Source organism: Candidatus Krumholzibacteriia bacterium (assembly GCA_029865265.1).
In the GTDB taxonomy this organism is placed as follows: domain Bacteria; phylum Krumholzibacteriota; class Krumholzibacteriia; order WVZY01; family JAKEHA01; genus JAKEHA01.
Window position 1 is genome coordinate 14873 of record JAOUHG010000021.1, and the last position, 16622, is coordinate 31494.

12 protein-coding genes are annotated in these 16622 nt (G+C 67.1%); 8 read left to right on the forward strand and 4 right to left on the reverse strand.

What is annotated here, in order from left to right; genetic code table 11:
- Positions 1-3: 3 nt before the first annotated feature.
- Positions 4-480 carry a (2Fe-2S)-binding protein gene (locus OEX18_10270; GenBank protein MDH4337644.1) on the reverse strand — a complete coding sequence of 159 codons (477 nt, stop codon included), beginning with the start codon at positions 478-480 and terminating at the stop codon, positions 4-6.
- Positions 480-1706: a LeuA family protein gene (locus OEX18_10275; GenBank protein MDH4337645.1), complete on the reverse strand. Its 1227-nt coding sequence runs from the start codon at positions 1704-1706 to the stop codon at positions 480-482. The genes OEX18_10270 and OEX18_10275 overlap by 1 nt, the downstream gene beginning before the upstream one ends.
- A 158-nt stretch (positions 1707-1864) precedes the next feature.
- Here OEX18_10275 and moaA point away from each other — a divergent pair, with 158 nt between their 5' ends.
- Genes moaA through OEX18_10310 form a run of 7 tightly spaced genes read left to right on the forward strand, consistent with a single transcriptional unit; the run spans position 1865 to position 6670 of the window.
- Positions 1865-2890: a GTP 3',8-cyclase MoaA gene (moaA, locus tag OEX18_10280; protein ID MDH4337646.1), complete on the forward strand. Its 1026-nt coding sequence runs from the start codon at positions 1865-1867 to the stop codon at positions 2888-2890.
- The gene (gene moaCB, locus OEX18_10285) at positions 2891-3802 is read left to right on the forward strand and encodes a bifunctional molybdenum cofactor biosynthesis protein MoaC/MoaB (GenBank protein MDH4337647.1); all 912 of its coding nucleotides are present in this window, start codon (positions 2891-2893) and stop codon (positions 3800-3802) included.
- Positions 3802-4554: a sulfite exporter TauE/SafE family protein gene (locus OEX18_10290; protein ID MDH4337648.1), complete on the forward strand. Its 753-nt coding sequence runs from the start codon at positions 3802-3804 to the stop codon at positions 4552-4554. Before moaCB ends, OEX18_10290 begins: the two co-directional genes overlap by 1 nt.
- A complete protein-coding gene (locus OEX18_10295) occupies positions 4551-5783 on the forward strand; it encodes a molybdopterin molybdotransferase MoeA (protein MDH4337649.1) in 1233 nt (410 codons plus the stop codon). The genes OEX18_10290 and OEX18_10295 overlap by 4 nt, the downstream gene beginning before the upstream one ends.
- 4 nt (positions 5784-5787) lie before the next feature.
- Positions 5788-6003, forward strand: a complete 216-nt coding sequence (locus tag OEX18_10300; protein ID MDH4337650.1) for a hypothetical protein — start codon at positions 5788-5790, stop codon at positions 6001-6003.
- Entirely contained in the window at positions 6000-6245 is a 246-nt protein-coding gene (locus OEX18_10305) for a MoaD/ThiS family protein (protein ID MDH4337651.1), read from the forward strand. The genes OEX18_10300 and OEX18_10305 overlap by 4 nt, the downstream gene beginning before the upstream one ends.
- Positions 6246-6247: 2 nt before the next feature.
- Complete coding sequence (locus OEX18_10310) at positions 6248-6670, forward strand: molybdenum cofactor biosynthesis protein MoaE (protein ID MDH4337652.1); 423 nt, start codon at positions 6248-6250, stop codon at positions 6668-6670.
- Positions 6671-6744: 74 nt separating this feature from the next.
- Here OEX18_10310 and OEX18_10315 read toward each other — a convergent pair whose 3' ends face one another.
- Both OEX18_10315 and OEX18_10320 read right to left on the reverse strand, forming a co-directional pair.
- Positions 6745-8748, reverse strand: coding sequence for a cohesin domain-containing protein (locus OEX18_10315; protein MDH4337653.1), 2004 nt, complete (start codon positions 8746-8748; stop codon positions 6745-6747).
- Between the two features lie 39 nt (positions 8749-8787).
- Complete coding sequence (locus OEX18_10320; GenBank protein ID MDH4337654.1) at positions 8788-13626, reverse strand: T9SS type A sorting domain-containing protein; 4839 nt, start codon at positions 13624-13626, stop codon at positions 8788-8790.
- Between the two features lie 216 nt (positions 13627-13842).
- On the opposite strand from OEX18_10320, the gene OEX18_10325 reads away from it, so the two are divergent.
- A complete protein-coding gene (locus OEX18_10325) occupies positions 13843-16173 on the forward strand; it encodes a glucosamine-6-phosphate deaminase (GenBank protein MDH4337655.1) in 2331 nt (776 codons plus the stop codon).
- Positions 16174-16622: the final 449 nt, after the last annotated feature.

The window sequence follows — 16622 nt, forward strand, 5'->3', positions numbered from 1 at the left end:
ACGCTATGCGCCGTTTTCTTCCGCGATTCGTGCGCTTCGCTCATAGGCCTCGAGGATCTTGGTGAACCCGGTGCACCGGCAGATGTTGCCGGACAGTTCGCGCCGCGGATCGATGGTCTCGCCGGCGGCGCGCCGGCCGAGGAGGTGGTGGAACATGACCGCCATGCCGGGTGTGCAGTAGCCGCACTGCGATGCCCCGGCTTCGGCGAATGCCTCGCGCAGCACCTCCGCGTGCGGACCGTCCAGCCCTTCCACCGTGGTGACCGATTTGCCATCGCACAACCGGGCGAGCGTGAGGCAGGAGAGAGCGGGAGCATCATCCAGCAAAACGGTGCACGCGCCGCACTCGCCCTGCTCGCAGCCGAACTTGGTGCCGGTGAGGCGCAGGTCCTCCCGCAGCACCTCGAGCAGCGTGCGCTCCGCCGGCACGAGGATCTCGCGCGGCGTGCCGTTCACGGTGACGGTGACGGTCCGTTTCATCAGTGCGGGCACCCCTGCAGTATGCCCAGTATCTCCTCTTCGGACAAGAGCCGCGGCGACTGTTTGGCCGCATCGAGGATGGCGCTCACCGCGTCGGGCCGCGCCGGGTAGCCGCGCGTCTCCAGCCAGTGGATAACGTTGGAGGACCCGCTCATGGGGCCGATTTCGATCACCTGGCTGCGGCCCACCCAGGCGGCGGGAACGCTGGAGTACACCCGGTCGGCCAGCCAGCCCTTCCCGATGCGCGTGGCCTTGAGCACCGCCGAGGCGTGCACGCCGGTGCTGGTGCGGAACGCGTCCGCGCCGACCACCGGGTGATTGTACGCCATGGGGATGCAGTATGTGCGCGACACCAGTTCGCAGTACTCGGACAGCCGGCTCAAGTCGTTGTCGATCACGCCCAGCATGCGCAGGTTGATGAGGAGCAGTTCCATGGGGGTGTTGCCGCTGCGTTCGCCGGTGCCCAGGGCGGTTCCGTGCGCGCGGTCGACGCCCGTCTCCAGCGCGACCAGGGCATTGATGAGTGCGAGGCCGCGGTCGTTGTGCCCGTGCCAGTCGATCTTCACGTCCTCTCCGCTCTCGCGCACCAGCTCGCGCGCCCAGCGCACCAGGGAGCGGGTGCCTTCGGGCGTGGCGTGCCCCACCGTGTCGGCCAGGCAGATGCGCCGCGCGCCGCACCCGATGGCGGCCAGGTAGAGCGCGCGCAGCACCGCGGGGTCCGCGCGCGTGGTGTCCTCGGTGACGAACATCACCGGCAGATCGTGGTCCACTGCGAAGCGCACCGCCTTCTCGACCATGCGCACCATGTGGTCGACCTCCCATTTCTCCACCAGGCGCCGCACCGGGCTGGACCCGATGAAGAGCGAGGCCTCGACGGGGATGCCGGCCATCTGTGAGACGGTGGCGATGGGTTCGATGTCGGCCACCACCGTGCGCGCCGCGCAGTTGGCGTTGATGGGCAGGTGGTGGGTGGCGATCTCGCGGGCGATGGCCAGCGCGGACTCGAAGGTGGGCTTGCCCGCTCCGGGCAGGCCGATGTCCGCGGAGCGGATGCCGAGGCTCACCATGAGGTGGACCAGGGCGAGTTTGGCCTCGATGGGGGGGTCGGACACGGAGGCCGATTGCAGGCCGTCGCGCAGAGTCTCGTCGTCGAGGTCGACAATCCGGCGCGGCTGCGCCGGGGCGTCTCGCTCGTTCCAGTCGTAGATCAGATTGCGGTCGTCCATCTTGACCTCCGATTCGAGCAGAGCAGAACGGCGCGGCCTGACGGGAGGATTATAGAGGCGGGAGGTTGTTTAAGCCAACCAGATATTAATATCGTGATATATTGTGACCTGAGCATGTCCTTGAGCGCCCGGCGCTGCGTCGGCTACAGTAAGGGACCATGGAACAACAGGATCGGCAGGGTGGGTGCTTGCAGGACGGGCACGGGCGGCGGGTGACCACGCTGCGGGTCTCGCTGACCGACCGCTGCAACTTCCGCTGCACCTACTGCATGCCCCCCGGGGGGCTGGACGCCCTGCCAGGCGGCGACTTCCTGTCCGTGACCGACCTCGCGCGCGTGGTGCGGCTGACCGCATCACTCGGCGTCTCGCGCTACCGCCTCACGGGCGGGGAACCCCTGGTGCGGCGTGACATCCTCGACGTCGTGCGCGCGCTGCGCCCCATCGACGGGGTGGAGCAGCTCTCCATGACCACGAACGGCAGCCGGCTGGCCGAGCTGGCGGCGCCGCTGCACCGGGCGGGTCTGGACCGGATCAACGTGAGCCTCGACAGCCTCGAGGCGGCGCGCTTCCTGCGCGTGACCGGTTCGAAGACCTACGCGCGCGTGCGCGCGGGCATCGACGCCGCCATCGACGCGGGCTTCCCGGTGAAGATCAACGTGGTGGTGCTGCGCGACATGCCCGACGAGGAGATCATCGCCTTTGCAAGGCTGGCCGGCAGTGGCCGGGTGGAGGTTCGTTTCCTCGAGTTCATGCCGTTGTGCGGCGGCGGGTGGGAGAAGGACACGGTGTATCCCATTCCGGATGTGCAGGCGCTGGTGGAGAAGCACTTCGCGCTGCGCGAACTGCCGCGCCACGACGCGCCGGCGCGCGCCTTCGAGATGATCGACGGCGGCGGGCGCGTGGGGTTCATCGCGCCGCTGTCGGATCCGTTCTGCAATGCCTGCGGGCGCATACGCCTGACCGCCGACGGGCGCCTGCGCCCCTGCCTGTTTTCCGACTACGCGGTGGACCTGGGTTCGCTGCTGCGCGCGGGGGAGAGCGACGCGACCCTTCGCGAGGCGCTCCTCACCGCGGTGCGCAACAAGCCGCGCGGCAGCGCCTTCAACGACGTGCCGCTGGCGCGCATGGACGCCGCGGGGCTCGCGGGTGCCGGCGGGCCGCCCATTCGTTCCATCGGAGGCTGAATGCGGCGCATCACCCACAAGACCACCACCCTGCGGCGCGCGGTTGCGCGCGGCAGCGTGCGTGCGTCGCGAGAGACCATCGATCGGCTGCGCGAGAATCGAACCTCCAAGCCGGACATCCTGGTGGTGGCGCGCGTGGCGGCCATGTCCGCGGTCAAGAAGACCGCCGATCTCATTCCGTACTGCCATCCCGTGCCCATCGATGCGGTCGACGTTGTACTCGAGGCAAAGGGAGATACCGTGGACATCACGGTCACGGTTGAGGCGGTGGCGCGAACCGGCGTGGAGATGGAAGCACTCACCGCGGTGTCGGTGGCCGCACTCACCATCTACGACATGCTCAAGCCCGACGACCGCGAACTGGTGATCGAGCGCATCCACCTGGAGACCAAGACCGGCGGCCGCTCCGATCGCTCGCGCAGTGTGCCGTCCGCGCTGAAGGCGGTGGTGGTGGTGGCGTCGGACGGTGTGTCGCGCGGCGAGCGCGAGGATCGTTCGGGGGCGGTGGCGGTGGAACGCCTCGCCGCACTCGGTGTCACGGCCGGGCTGGAGGTGGTGCCGGACGATGCCGCGCGCATCACCGAATTGTTGAAGGCGCTGGTGGCACGCGAGGTCGACCTGGTGGTCACCACCGGCGGCACCGGCCTGGGCCCGCGCGACGTGACCGCGGAGGCGACGCGTGCGGTGATCGAGCGCGAGCTGCCCGGCATCGCGGAAGCCATCCGCGCCCACGGCCAGGCGCGCACGCCGCGCGCCATGCTCTCGCGCGGCATCGCGGGGGTATGCGCGCGCACCCTGATCGTCAACCTGCCCGGTTCTCCGTCCGGTGTCGCGGATTCGCTCGACGCACTCCTGCCCGATCTCCTCCACGCCTTCGCGGTGATGCGCGGAGAGGGACACCCGCCCGCGTGATGGAAACCATCCCCCTGTGGGTGCCGGTGGTGTTCTTTGCCATCGCGGTCGTGTACGCGATGGTCGGCCTTGGCGGCGGCTCGGCGTACGTGGCCGCACTCGCCGTGATGGGGTTTCCGTACGCCGCCATTCCACAGGTGGGTCTCGCCTGCAACGTGCTGGTCACCGCCGGGGGCGTGTGGCACTTCCGGCGCGCGGGCCACGTGTCGTGGCGGGCGTGCCTGCCGTTTGTGGTCGCGTCCATTCCCGCCGCGTACCTCGGCGGCCGCATCCCCATCGGGCCGCGCCCCTTCGCGCTCATCCTGGGCCTCGCGCTGCTCGCCGCCGGCGTGCGCATGCTGGCCACACCCGCGGCGCGCGAACTGCGCCGCATGAGCGCGGCGCGCGCGTGGGCGCTGGGGGTTCCGGTGGGTGCCGCACTGGGGCTGGTGGCCGGGCTGGTGGGCATCGGGGGCGGGGTGTTTCTCGCCAGCGTGCTGGTGCTGGCGCGCTGGACCGACGCGCGCGGTGCGGCCGGGATGGTGGCGGTGTTCACGTTTGCCAACTCCGTGGCGGGGCTGGCCGGGCAGGTCAACAAGGGGCTTCTTATCGGTGTCGCGGTGGTACCGCTGCTCCTCGCCGCGGTCATCGGCGGGCAGATTGGTTCGCGGCTGGGCGCACGCGGGCTGCCGGTGCTGCGCCTGCGCCAGGTGCTCTCGCTGCTCCTGATTGCGGTGGCGTTGCGCACGCTGTGGGGCGCGTGGCAGGCATGATCACCCCGCGCACCGCACAACGCCGGGTGCTTGCGGCGTGCAAAGCGCTGGTGGCGCAGCGCGTCGCGCTGGAAGACGCACTCGGTCTCGTCCTCGCCGAAGACGTGCGCTCGCGCATTGCGCTGCCACCCTTCGACAACTCGCAGATGGACGGCTACGCGGTGCGCGCGCGCGATTGCGCGCGCGCCACCGCGGCGCGCCCGGTGTTGCTGCGCATCGCGGGCGCCATTCACGCCGGCGGGCCCCGCCCGCGCGCGCTGAGCGCGGGAGAGACGATGGCGGTGGCCACCGGAGGCGCAATGCCGCGGGGCGCCGACGCCGTGCTGCCCATCGAGGTGGTCGGCGTGGCGGGGCGCAATCTTGTGGTGCGGACCGCGGTGGCGCGCGGCAAGTTCGTGCGCTACAAGGGAGAAGAGATAGGCCTTGGTTCACTCATTCTGCAACGTGGCGGCGTGATCCACGCGGGCGCGGTGGGGAGCCTGGCCGCAATCGGATGCAGCCACGTGCGCGTGGTGCGTGCGCCGCGCGTGACCGTCATAACCACCGGCGATGAGGTGATCGCGCCCGGGCGCGCGCTCGCGCACGGACAGGTCTACGACAGCAGTCTGCCGATGCTGGCGGCACTCCTGCGCCAGGCGGGCATCGAGCCGGAACGCGTGCGCCGCGTACGCGACAGCGCGCGCGCCATCGAAAGCGCCATTGGTGACGCGCTGGCGCACAGCGACGTGGTGATCACGGTGGGTGGCGTGTCGGTGGGTCCGCGCGACTTCGTGCGCGGGGCACTGCCGACGCTGGGTGTGCGCGAGGTCTTCTGGGGCGTGAGCCAGCAACCCGGCCGGCCGCTCTACTTTGGAATGCGCGGCCGCCGCATGGTGTTCGGTCTGCCCGGCAATCCGGCCAGCGCCTTCGTGTGCTTCTGCATGCACGTGCTGCCGGCGCTGCGCGCGCTCGCTGGACACGCGCGGCCCGTCCCCGCCCTGCAACGCAAGGTCCTTATGAACGCGGCCACCGCAAACCCCCGTCGCTGGCGCCTGCTGCGCGCGCGCGTGCCCGACGGCGCGCCGTCCAAGGTGCAGGTCTTTGCCCGCCAGGGCTCACACATGTCGACACCGTTGGGGCACGCGACACACCTGGTGATCCTGCCGCCGGCGAAGAAGGGTTCGAAGAGAAACCAGGTGGCGGCGGGAACACGGGTGCAATGTCTCCCGCTCTCGCACGCCGGGGGATGATGCCATGAACACACCGCTGATGACGCGTTTTCGCGAGTACACCGCCACGCTGCGCTTTCCGAAGCTGGTCATGCTGACCGGAGCGCTCCTGTTGATCGACGTGCTGGTGCCGGACATGGTGCCGTTCGCCGACGAGATCCTGCTGGCGCTGGCCACGGCGATGCTGGCGTCGTTCAAGAAGCGCGGCAAGCCCGGCAACGAAAAGGACCCGCGGCCATGACCATCGAACTGCTCCTGTTTGCCAGCCTGCGCGAGGCGTGCGGAACCGATCGCAGCCTGGTCGATGCCGATGACGACGCAAACGTGGCGCAGATTGCCGCCGGGTTCTTCGCGGCGCGCGGCGTGGACGCCGCGACACTCCCGCCATACCGCTTCGCGGTGAACGAATCCTTTGTTTCCGCCGACCACGTGCCCGGCGAGGGCGACCGCGTGGCGGTGCTGGCGCCGTTCGCCGGGGGATGAGCGTGACGCAGCACCCGAAACGATTCGTCGTTCGCATGGTCGACACGCCCATCGGAGACGATCCCGCCGCGGGCATCGCGGACGACACCTGTGGCGCGGTGGCGCTCTTCCGGGGTGTGGTGCGCGCGGACAACCAGGGCCGCGCCGTCGAGGCGATCGAGTACGAGTGCTACCGGGAAATGGCGGAGCGCGAGATGCTGGCCGTGTTGCGCGCCGCTGCCGCGCGGCACGACCTGCACGCCGCCCGCGTGGTGCACCGCACCGGGCTGGTGCGCGCGGGGGAGAGTTCGGTGCTGGTGGCGGTGGCGGCGGCCCACCGCGCGCAGGCCTTCGACGCACTGCGCGACATCGTCGAGGCGCTCAAGCGCCGCGCGCCCATCTGGAAGAAGGAGTTCTACGCCGGCGGCGAGTCGCGCTGGCTGTAGCCTCAAAAAGAACGGCCACGCCCGGGTGAGCGTGGCCGTTCGGCAATCAAGCCCCGGCGAGGGAATCGCCGCGTTTACTTCAGCAGCACCATTTTTCGCGTCAGGACTTCGCCGGCGCTCTCGAGCCGGTAGAAGTAGACCCCGCTCGCCACGCGCTGCCCGCTGTCGTCGGTCCCGTCCCACTCCACGCGATTGAACACGCCCGCGCGCTGCCCGCCGTCGGCCAGCGTGCGGACCAGCGATCCGTTCATGGCATAGATGCGCAACGTCGCCCCGCCGTCGTCACGCACCCGGTAGAGGATGCTGGTGCGCGGGTTGAAGGGGTTGGGGATGTTTTGCTCGAGGAAGAGCGGCGCTGGTGGCGTGTCACCCACGCCGGTCACCACCAGGAAACCCGCGCCCACGAGCGCGCAGGGATGGCCCTCGTTGAACAGGATCTTGCTGATGGTGAGTGTGGTCTGCGAGCCGTTGGTTGCGACGAGCGACTGGAAGAGCACCTTGACCAGCGGCAGAACGCCGGAAAGCGGCGACGACCCGGCGTGCACCACGACTACCTTGCCCGGTATGGATGCGTTGTAAACCGGGGTTCCCCACGACGCGGTGGCGGTGCCGGCGGTGGAGACCCCGACGACGAAGACCTTGGCCGGGTCGAAGGAGAGGGTGAGTTCGTATCCATAGATTCCCAGGCCGGTGAGGCTGCGGTCCGGCTGTATCGCCACCGCCGTGGGCTGGGTGTAGAAGACGGACTGCGAAGGCGCGTTCAGGTACAGGTCGCAGACGGTGATGATGTCGGTGATGTCCGTGCGTCCGAGGTTGTCGGTCGCGTGCACCTGCGTGACGCCCGACGCCTTGGCGGTGAGCTTGCCCGTGGCATCGATGCTGGCCACCACCGGGTTGGTGACACCCCACGTCACCGGCGGTGTGGTGACGCCGGAGATGTTGAACTGCAACTGGTCGTCCTTCACGATGGTGGCCGTGTTGGGAGACACGGTAATGGTCGAGAGTACGGTCACCGACACGGTTCCGTTGACGTTGATCGACGGGTAGCTCTCGTTGAACAGCCCGCTGACGGCGGACAGCGGGGAACTGGTGCTGAAGCCGATGGGGTCGATGACGAACTTGAGGTAGGTGAGTACCCCCGGCCCGGCCAGGTTGTTCGCCCCCGCCAGCGCCACCTGGATGGTGCCGGACGAAATGCCCGCGGTGGGTGCTGCCCAGCCCGCGGCCGCCGCGATGGTTCCCACCTGGGAAGCGCCGGTTGCGGTGAGGTAGGTCTCATTATACGTCACCTCGAACTCGGCGGACTTGATGGCGTAGGGAACCGGGTTGGTGATGCTCACCGGAACCAGCACGGTATCCCCCGGCGCCCCGGCCCCCGCTCCCACCGTGAGCCGCAGCGCCCGCACCTGCACGACCCCGCTCGTTGTCTTGCTGATACCGTTCTGGTCGGTTGCGGTTGCGGTCACCGAACCCGGTGACACGCCAGTGAGCGTGGACGTACCCCCGAAGGTCGCGATGGCGGGGTTGGAGGTGGTGAAGGTGTACGGCGCGGTTCCACCGCTTGCGCCAAACGCCAGCGTCTCGCCCACCAGCACGATACCGCTATTGGGCGAGATGTTCACCACCGGCAGCGCCGTGATGCTGAGTTGCCCGTTGACGAGCGTGGCGGTGGGTGAGCCTTCATTGAAATAGCACTCGCTGAAGGTGAGCGTCACCGTGCCAGAGCCGGGCCCGAGTACGAACTGGAGGTAGAGCAGGTTGCCCGCCCCCGCAAGCGGCGTGGCGCCCGCCGCCGCCACCTCGATCCTTCCCGGCGTGGGGTTCGCGGTGACCGCTCCCCACGCGCTGGTCACGGTGCCGGCCACCGGCGCACCGATGGCGGTGGCCTGCGCGCCATTCCACGTGACCGCGAGTTCGTACGAGTACACACCCTGGCCGGTGAGGTCAGTGGTGGTGATGGCGACCAGCACGGTGTCTCCCACCGTGCCGGCCCCGTTGCCGATGTCCAGGGTGACGGCGCGGGCGGGCCCGGCGGCCAGCGTCAGCACCGCGCTCAGAACCAGTATTGCGATCCGCATGATGGGCTCCTTCTTTCTTGAGGTGTCTTCCCGTTGTTGTTACTTCAGGAGCACCATCTTGCGATCGGCGCGGAAGCTGCCCGCGTTGATCCGGTAGAAGTACACACCACTGCTGACCGCGACGCCGCGATCGTCGCGTCCGTCCCACACCACGCTGTGGAGCCCCGGTGCCTCGGTACGGTCGACCAGGGTCCGCACCAGGCGCCCGGCCACGTCGAACACCGAAACGCTCACCCGCAGCGAACTGGCCGATGCCGGGATCGCGTACTCGATGGTGGTCGTGGGGTTGAACGGGTTGGGCCGGTTCTGCATCAACGCGAACTCCCCCGGGAGCTTGCGCGACACGTTCACGGTGCCGCCGTCGGAAAGGGCCACATCGGTGAGGTTCTGCTCGTTCAGTACCACACGGGTGAAGTCGAACGCCACGCGGGTTCCGTCCGCGGGATTGCCCCTGGGACGCAGCACCAGTTCCACCGCGGCTTTCACCGGGAGCAGGTCCATGGCCGCTACCGCGACGTGGAGGTGGCCCTCGGTGTCCGCCTTCCAGTACAGCATGGCACCTTCCGCGTCTTTGGTGAGGCGGACGCCCGCGACCTCGACCAGGTTGGGGTCGTATTCGAAGTGGTACTCGTGCCCGAGCAACTCGCCGTCGCCGCCGACTTCCACGCGCACCGTGGTTTCGTTGGCGGGCTCAAGGGTGAAGGCGGGGAGACGGACGTCAAAGTTGCCGTGTCCCGAGCCGGGGAGGTAGAGCCCGTCCGCCACCACCGGGAGCGCGGGGCTGCCCTCCGGGCCCGCCAGCGCGCACGGGAAGTAGGAGAGGAGTCCGGCCACGTAGCGCAGGATGAAGGATGCATCCAGCGTGCTCAACACGTTGCTGCAGTTCACGTCGCCGATGGTCTGCTGCTGCGCGCTCAGCGTTATCAGGAGTGCGAGGTGCTGCAGCACCAGGGAAGCGTCGAACGCGCGCACTTCACCGTTGAGGCTCACGTCGCCGAGCAGGAGGTTCTGCACGCCGCCGGTCTTCCAGCCGGTGTAGTCCACCTTGTTGGTGACCGGGTCACCGAGACCGGTGGGGTTGTACCAGCCACCGGTGCTGGTGTCGTCGGAGTTGTCCAGCGGACCGCTGGCGTCGCCCCACCACGAGTTCTTGGCGGACACCACGAAGCTCAGCCCCGTGTTCTTGACGCCGTAGTACGTGTTGTCCAGGAAGTCACAGCGTTCGATCTTGCCCTTGGTGGAATCGCCTGCGGCGCCGTTGAAGTTCACGCCGACACCGTTCTGCTGGAAGATGCAGCGGTTGAAGTCGGGATGGGCGCTGGTCACGTTGACCGCGCCGATGGTCGAGCTGTTGGTGGCGTAGCGGAACACGCAGTAGCTGAAGCGCGTGCTGTCGTCGATGGCCTCGTTGGCGATCTGGATGGAGCCCCAGCGCAGCGAGCTGCCGTTGGTCAGCGTGCTGTCGTTGTTGGTATCCCCGCCGTAGAAGTCATCGCGCGGAGAGGTAAATACGATGAGACTCTCCGGCAGCGCCTTGCCCTCCGCAATGAGACCCCGCTGCACCGTGATGCCGACCCCCGAGGTGGGTTTGATTACCACGCCGGGCTGGATGCGCAGGATGGAACTCAATCCCGCGGTGAGGTTTCCGGTCAGTACGTAGGGGACACTGGCAATGGACCCCACGCTGCGGCGCTTCCACAGGACGTCCTGGGCGAGGGTCTCGCCGATGACGCCGATGGCCCGGTAGGTGTTGGTGGGGTTGAATTGGTTGGCCCCCACAAAACTGGGATTGCTGATGAGCGACATCTGCACCGGGGTGATGGTGTGGTAGTCGAAGACGCACGCGTTGATCACCGGGTTGCTGGCACCCTCGATGCGGATGGCGTAGCTGTTGTTCCGGTAGAAAGTGCAGTCCTGGAACGTCGGCCCCGCAGTCACTATGCGTATCGCGTAGCTGTTGTAGCCGCCGTAACGGAACAGGCAGTGCTGCAGAATGTTGTTTGCGTCGGTACTGACGTCGCGGAACTCGATGTACTGCCAGTTGCCGGCGGCCGGAAGCGAAAGCGCGCCGTCGTTATTGGTGTCCGGCGGGTTGCCGTACTCGTCGTCGACCGAGGACGTAAACACGACCGGCTCGGCCAGGGTTCCGTTGACATCCAGAGCCCCGTCGACGCCGATGAAACCGTTGAATGGTTCGTAGCCAATCCGACCCATCTTCAGCACGATGCCCGCGTCGATGGTCAGTGTCACACCAAAGTTAACGTTGAGACTCCCGCCCACGAGGATCCGGGTGATGTTGGAATAACCCGCGAAGTTGCGTTTGTGCACGGTTGCGTCCTGACCCAGGGACTCGCCGATCATGCCCAGTGCGTCGTAGCCGTTGTTGTCCAGTGTGTTGCCGGAGAACACCGGGTTGGCGATGATCGAACAGGAGGCCGGCAGGTACGTGGTCAGCCGGAACAGGTTGTTCTGCACCACCGGGTTGGACGTGTTCTGGATCCACAGCCCCCAGGTGTTGATTTCGAACTCGCAGTTACGGATGGTCGGGCTGGCCGAGGCCATGCGGATCACGTAGTTGGAGCCGCCAAAGCGGAACAGCGAGTGCTCGATCAGGCTGGCGGTCGCGGTGCTGTTGAACTGGATGGAGCTCCAGTTGCCCGCGGAGGGCGATGTGGACGATCCGTTGACGTTCGAGTCGCCGCCCTTGGAGTCGTCGTGGATGGAAGTATACACGATGATGCTGTCGGGAATGCTCTTGCCCAGCATGTCCAGAGCACCGTTGACGGTGATGGGGTTGCCGCTCAGCACCTTCACCACCACGCCGGCATCGATGGTCAACTTGGCGGCGGTGCCGATGGTGAGCGTGCCCAGGTGCATGTACGGGAAGTACTGCGAGAACTGCGGCGGCCCACCCACGAAGATCTTCTCCAGTCTGGCGTTCTGTGAGAGCGTCTCCGGCAGGATGCCCACGGCGTGGTACGCGTTCTGACTGAACGTGTTGAGGGAGTACTGCGGGTCGGACACCACCGACGTGGCCAGCGGTACGCTGCTGTGGTTGAAGAAGTCGTTGGTCGCGATCGTCGGCGCCGAATTGCCGTCGGTGGTAATGCCGATGGTGTTGGTCTTGAACTGGCAGTTGGTGATGGTCGGCGATGCACTGTTGCACCACACCACACCGCGGTAGGCACCCAGGGGGTCGTAGCCGCCATATGACAGCACGCAGTTGTCCAGGATGCACTGGGCGTCATTCGACGTGGCGGAGAACTTGATGTGGCCCCAGTTGTTCGGGGCGGGAACCGTGGCGCCGCCGTTGTTCTCCGTGTCCGCCGGGTTGCCCCAGGCGTCGTCGGGACGGGAGGTGAAGACGATGAGGCTCTCGGGCTTGGCATCGGCGGTCAGGGCCCCGTCGATGTTGATGTCCATGTAGTACTGGTCGACCTTGACCACCACGCCCGGTTCGACCCGCAGCCGCGAACCCCCCGCAATGGTGAGCGTACCCGACAGCCAGTAGGTGATGTTGTTGTAGCCTGCAACATTACGCACCTTGAGCACCGAGTTGGTGGAGACCGTCTCGTTGATGATGCCGAGTGCGGTGAGCGTGTTGTTGTTGAAGGTCAGGCCGGCGAAGGTCGGATTGGCCGTCGTCGACATGTAGATCGGCGTCTTGGCGCAGTTGCTGATGGTGACGTTGGTGATGACCGAACTCGCCGTACCCTTCTGCTCGATGCCGAAGTACGTGTCGGAGATCAGGCAGTCGGAAATGGGGGGGCTCACGTTCATGCAACGAATTACGCCCTCGGCGCTGTTGGATCCGCCGAACTTGATGATGGCGCGGGAAACCGACCCGCTCGATCCGGGCTGGAATTCGATCTGTCCCCAGTCGCCGCGCGCGGGGGCGCTGATGGAACCGTCGTTGTTGGTGTCGTTGGGGTTGCCGTAGGTGTCGTCCTTGAAGGAGGTGAATACGATCTGGCTGTCCGGGTTGGCGGTGCCGTCCATGGTGAGTGTTCCCTGCACCAGCACGTTCACGCCCGCCTTGGGCTTGACGACCACGCCGGGCTGGATGGTGAGTGAACCCCCGTTTGCCACCGTGAAGTCGGAAATCAGGATGTAGACCAGGTTGGGAATCGGGGTGACGCCCAGGGTGGCGCCGCGGATGCGCAGCGTGTTGGCCCCGGTGAGGGTGCCGCCCAGCAGCCCGAGCGCGTCGAAGCCGTTGTCCTGGGTGGACCCGAAGGCCAGGTTGTCCAGCACCGGGTCGGCCTGAATCTCGATGGCGATGGGCACATCGGTCATGGCGTTGATCGAGGTGTCGCGGATGATCGGTTTGGAGGCGCCGTTGCAGCGCACACCATAGTAGGCGGCCGACAGGTCGCAGTCCTCCAGGGTGGGGCTGGCGTCCTGGCACAGGACCATGCCGGTGGCGCCCGCGCCGCCGTAGCGGAGGACGCAGTGCTTGAGGATGCTGGTGTCGTCGGAGCCCGCGGTGAAGTAGACGTAGTACCAGTTGCTGTTGGCCGGGGTGGTGGTCCCTCCGTCGCCGTTGGTGTCCTCACCGGCGGGCGCGGGGGCGTTGTCGTCGCGGATCGATGTAAAATAGATCAGCGAATCCGGGGTGGATCCGCCCGCCGCCACGATCTTCCCGTTCACGGTCATATACGTGTTCAGGTTGAACTTTAGCACCACGCCGGGGCTGATGGTGAGGGTCACACCCGGGTTCACCGTGATCGGCCCGGTGACCTGGTAGACGCGGCCCCCGACGGTATCCAGCGTGGTATTGCTGGCGATGGTTCCGGAGATGAACTTGGCTGCTTCAGCGGGATTTACGGTGAACAGCAGGAGCAGAGCAACGACTACGGCGACAGGGAAGCGCTTCACGATCGTACCTCTCGGGAGAAGGAACTCGACCGACTCAGAGACATCGAGTAAATCAAGAAGATATGTTTTCGGGGATCACGAGGGACGGCGCCCCGGGGCGCCGTCGCCCCACCCCGCCAAGGAATGGGACGCTTAGCATAGCACAAAATCACAGCCGATTTCATCGATTTGTCGCGACGGGCGCCGGTGCTATGATGCGCCCGGCAGCGAACCACCATGACGTCACCCGTTGAACAGAAGGCCCTGGCCCGATCCGGGAGGGAGCTGGCCTACCCGCCCGCCGAGAAGATCGGTGTGATCGTGGTGGATTCGTTTCCCGCGCTCGGCAACCTGGCCGCGCTGCGTTTCATCGAATGGGTGCAGGACAACCCCGAAGGCGTCATCGCGCTTCCCACCGGCCGCACCCCCGAGCACTTCATCCGCGAGGTCAATCGCCTGCTGGGTGGATGGAAGCAGAAGGCGGTCCGGCACGAACTTGCCGAATCGGGTGTCGATGCCGCGAAGAAGTGCGACATGCGCGGCCTGCGCTTCGTACAGATCGACGAGTTCTATCCCATCGACCCCGCGCAGCACAACAGCTTCCACTACTACGTAAACCGTTTCTACATGGGGGGTTTCGGCCTGGACCCGAAGCGGGCCCTGTTCATCGATTGCAGCCGCATCGGCCTGGCCCCGGGGGAGAGCCTCGCCAGCATCTGGCCCGGCGCCGCCGTGGACCTGAGCCTGCGCCTGCGCATGGCCGTGTCCAAGCTCGAGCAATTCCAGCGCGACACCATCGAGCGCATCGACCAGTGGTGCGTCGAATACGAACAACGCATCCGCGACCTGGGCGGCATCGGCTTCTTTCTGGGCGGCATCGGGCCGGACGGGCACATCGGCTTCAACGTTCGCGGCTCCGACCTGCACGCCACCACACGCTTGTGCGAGGTGAACTACGAAACCCAGGCCGCCGCCGCCACCGACCTGGGGGGCATCGAGGTGGCGCGCAAGCGTCTCGTCATCACCATCGGGCCGGCCACCATCACGTACAACCCGGATTGCACCGCCATCATCATGGCCGCGGGCGAGGCCAAGGCCGACATCGTACGCGACGCGATCCAGCACGATCGACACGTGCGCTACCCGGCCACGGCGTTGCAGGTGCTGTCCAACGCCCGCTTCTACCTCACGCGGGGCGCGGCGAAGAACCTGGAAGCGCGCCAGCTACTCGCGGTGAATGACGCGAGCGTGGTGAGCGATGCCCACGCCGACCGCATCGTGATCGACCTGGCCATGGCCCGGGACAAGCGCATCGAGGATCTCAGCGAGGACGACTTCCGCTCAGATCCCACCGCCGCCGCGCTGCTCGCCAGGCGGCCCGGGGGTGCCCGCAAGCTGGGCCGCGGCACCGCGCAACGGCTCCGGGATCGTCTGGAAGAGGGATCGCAGATATGGCGCGAAACCACCTTCCTGCACACCGAACCCCACCACGACGATCTCATGCTGGGGTGCCTGCCGTTGATTGCGCGCCACATCCGCGATCATACCACGCGTCACTACTTCGCCACCCTCACCAGCGGGTTCACCGCGGTGACGCGCACGTTCATGCTGCGCCACCTGCGCAACCTGCAGGCGTTCATGCAGTCGGCCTCGTTCGCGACGCTCGACGCGAAGGGATACTTCGACCCCGCCAACGACGCCCACCGCAACGGCGACGTGTGGCACTACCTGGATGGCCTGGCGGCGAAGCGCCGTTCCATGCAGGACGAGGCCGAGGCGCGCCGGCTGTACCGCAACCTGGTGGAGCTGTTCGCGAAGAGCGATGCCGCGGCGGTCGCGGCGCGGGTGACGGAATTGATCGCCTATTTCGAGTCGGTATACCCGGGCGAAAAGGACGTCGATCACGCGCAGAAGCTCAAGGGGATGTGCCGGGAGTTCGAAGCCGAGTGCCTGTGGGGTTATTTCGGGTGGCAGGGGGATTCGGTGCGGCACCTGCGGCTGGAGTTCTACACCGGCGAGATCTTCACCGGAGAGCCCACGCTGGATCGCGACGTCCCGCACCTCCTCGAGCTGATGCGCGACGTAAAACCCGACGTGATCACCCTCGCGCTCGACCCCGAAGCGAGCGGGCCGGACACGCACTACAAGGCGCTGCAGGCCACGTGCGAATCGCTCAAGTTATATGAAGAAGAGAGCGAGCGTGACATCACCGTGCTGGGTTACCGCAACGTGTGGTACCGGTTTCATCCGGCGGAAGCGGACCTCTTCGTGCCGGTGTCGATGGGCATGTTCGCCCTGCAGGAGAGCGCGTTCCTCAATACGTTCAGCTCGCAGCGCGAGGCGTCCTTTCCCAGCCCCGACCACGACGGCCCCTTCTGTGAGCTCGCCCAGAAGATCCAGGTGGACCAGTACCGCACGGTCAAGGCCTGCCTGGGCCGCGACTTCTTCTACCAGCACCCCAGCGCGCTGATCCGCGCCACGCGCGGCCTCGTCCTGCTCAAGCGCATGACGCCGGCCGAGTTGTACACGCACGCACGCGAACTCAGGCGCACCACCGAGAACGCCTGAGCGCCACCCCGGCCGGGCGTCGCCGCCTCATCGCAGGCACGCGCCGAAGTGCACCCATCGCTGCGCCCACTCATTCTGCGTTTCCCCGGGCTGACGGCTGCCCGCAAATTGTCCCGATTGCGCTTCTCAATATGAGGCGGGAAATGACCGTCGTTGACAGGCTTTCTGTGCCGCGCGCTGATCGCGGCGTGGAGGGCGCTCGCCCCCGAACCGCGACCGTCCATGCACGGCTGCTGGTAGGTCAGGTCGGTCGGGCGCCCACTACTTTGTCCGGGGCGCACTGCAGGCGGCGGCGTGTGCCGGGACGCCGTGGCACCGACCGCCACGGCGCTCCGCACGCCCCCACGTCGTCGCCGCTTCCCGCCGCGACGGCACCGGCCACCGGCTCGCTCACTGGCTTGCCGGTCCGGTCCGTCGCGGCGTTTTCTTCGCCCGCGCGGGCTGCGTGC

Coding starts and splice junctions, on each gene's coding strand:
- moaA (MDH4337646.1), top strand. CDS start 1,865: ATGGAACAACAGGATCGGCAGGGTGGGTGCTTGCAGGACGGGCACGGG.
- OEX18_10275 (MDH4337645.1), bottom strand. CDS start 1,706: ATGGACGACCGCAATCTGATCTACGACTGGAACGAGCGAGACGCCCCG.
- OEX18_10270 (MDH4337644.1), bottom strand. CDS start 480: ATGAAACGGACCGTCACCGTCACCGTGAACGGCACGCCGCGCGAGATC.
- OEX18_10325 (MDH4337655.1), top strand. CDS start 13,843: ATGACGTCACCCGTTGAACAGAAGGCCCTGGCCCGATCCGGGAGGGAG.
- moaCB (MDH4337647.1), top strand. CDS start 2,891: ATGCGGCGCATCACCCACAAGACCACCACCCTGCGGCGCGCGGTTGCG.
- OEX18_10315 (MDH4337653.1), bottom strand. CDS start 8,748: ATGCGGATCGCAATACTGGTTCTGAGCGCGGTGCTGACGCTGGCCGCC.
- OEX18_10305 (MDH4337651.1), top strand. CDS start 6,000: ATGACCATCGAACTGCTCCTGTTTGCCAGCCTGCGCGAGGCGTGCGGA.
- OEX18_10295 (MDH4337649.1), top strand. CDS start 4,551: ATGATCACCCCGCGCACCGCACAACGCCGGGTGCTTGCGGCGTGCAAA.
- OEX18_10290 (MDH4337648.1), top strand. CDS start 3,802: ATGGAAACCATCCCCCTGTGGGTGCCGGTGGTGTTCTTTGCCATCGCG.
- OEX18_10300 (MDH4337650.1), top strand. CDS start 5,788: ATGAACACACCGCTGATGACGCGTTTTCGCGAGTACACCGCCACGCTG.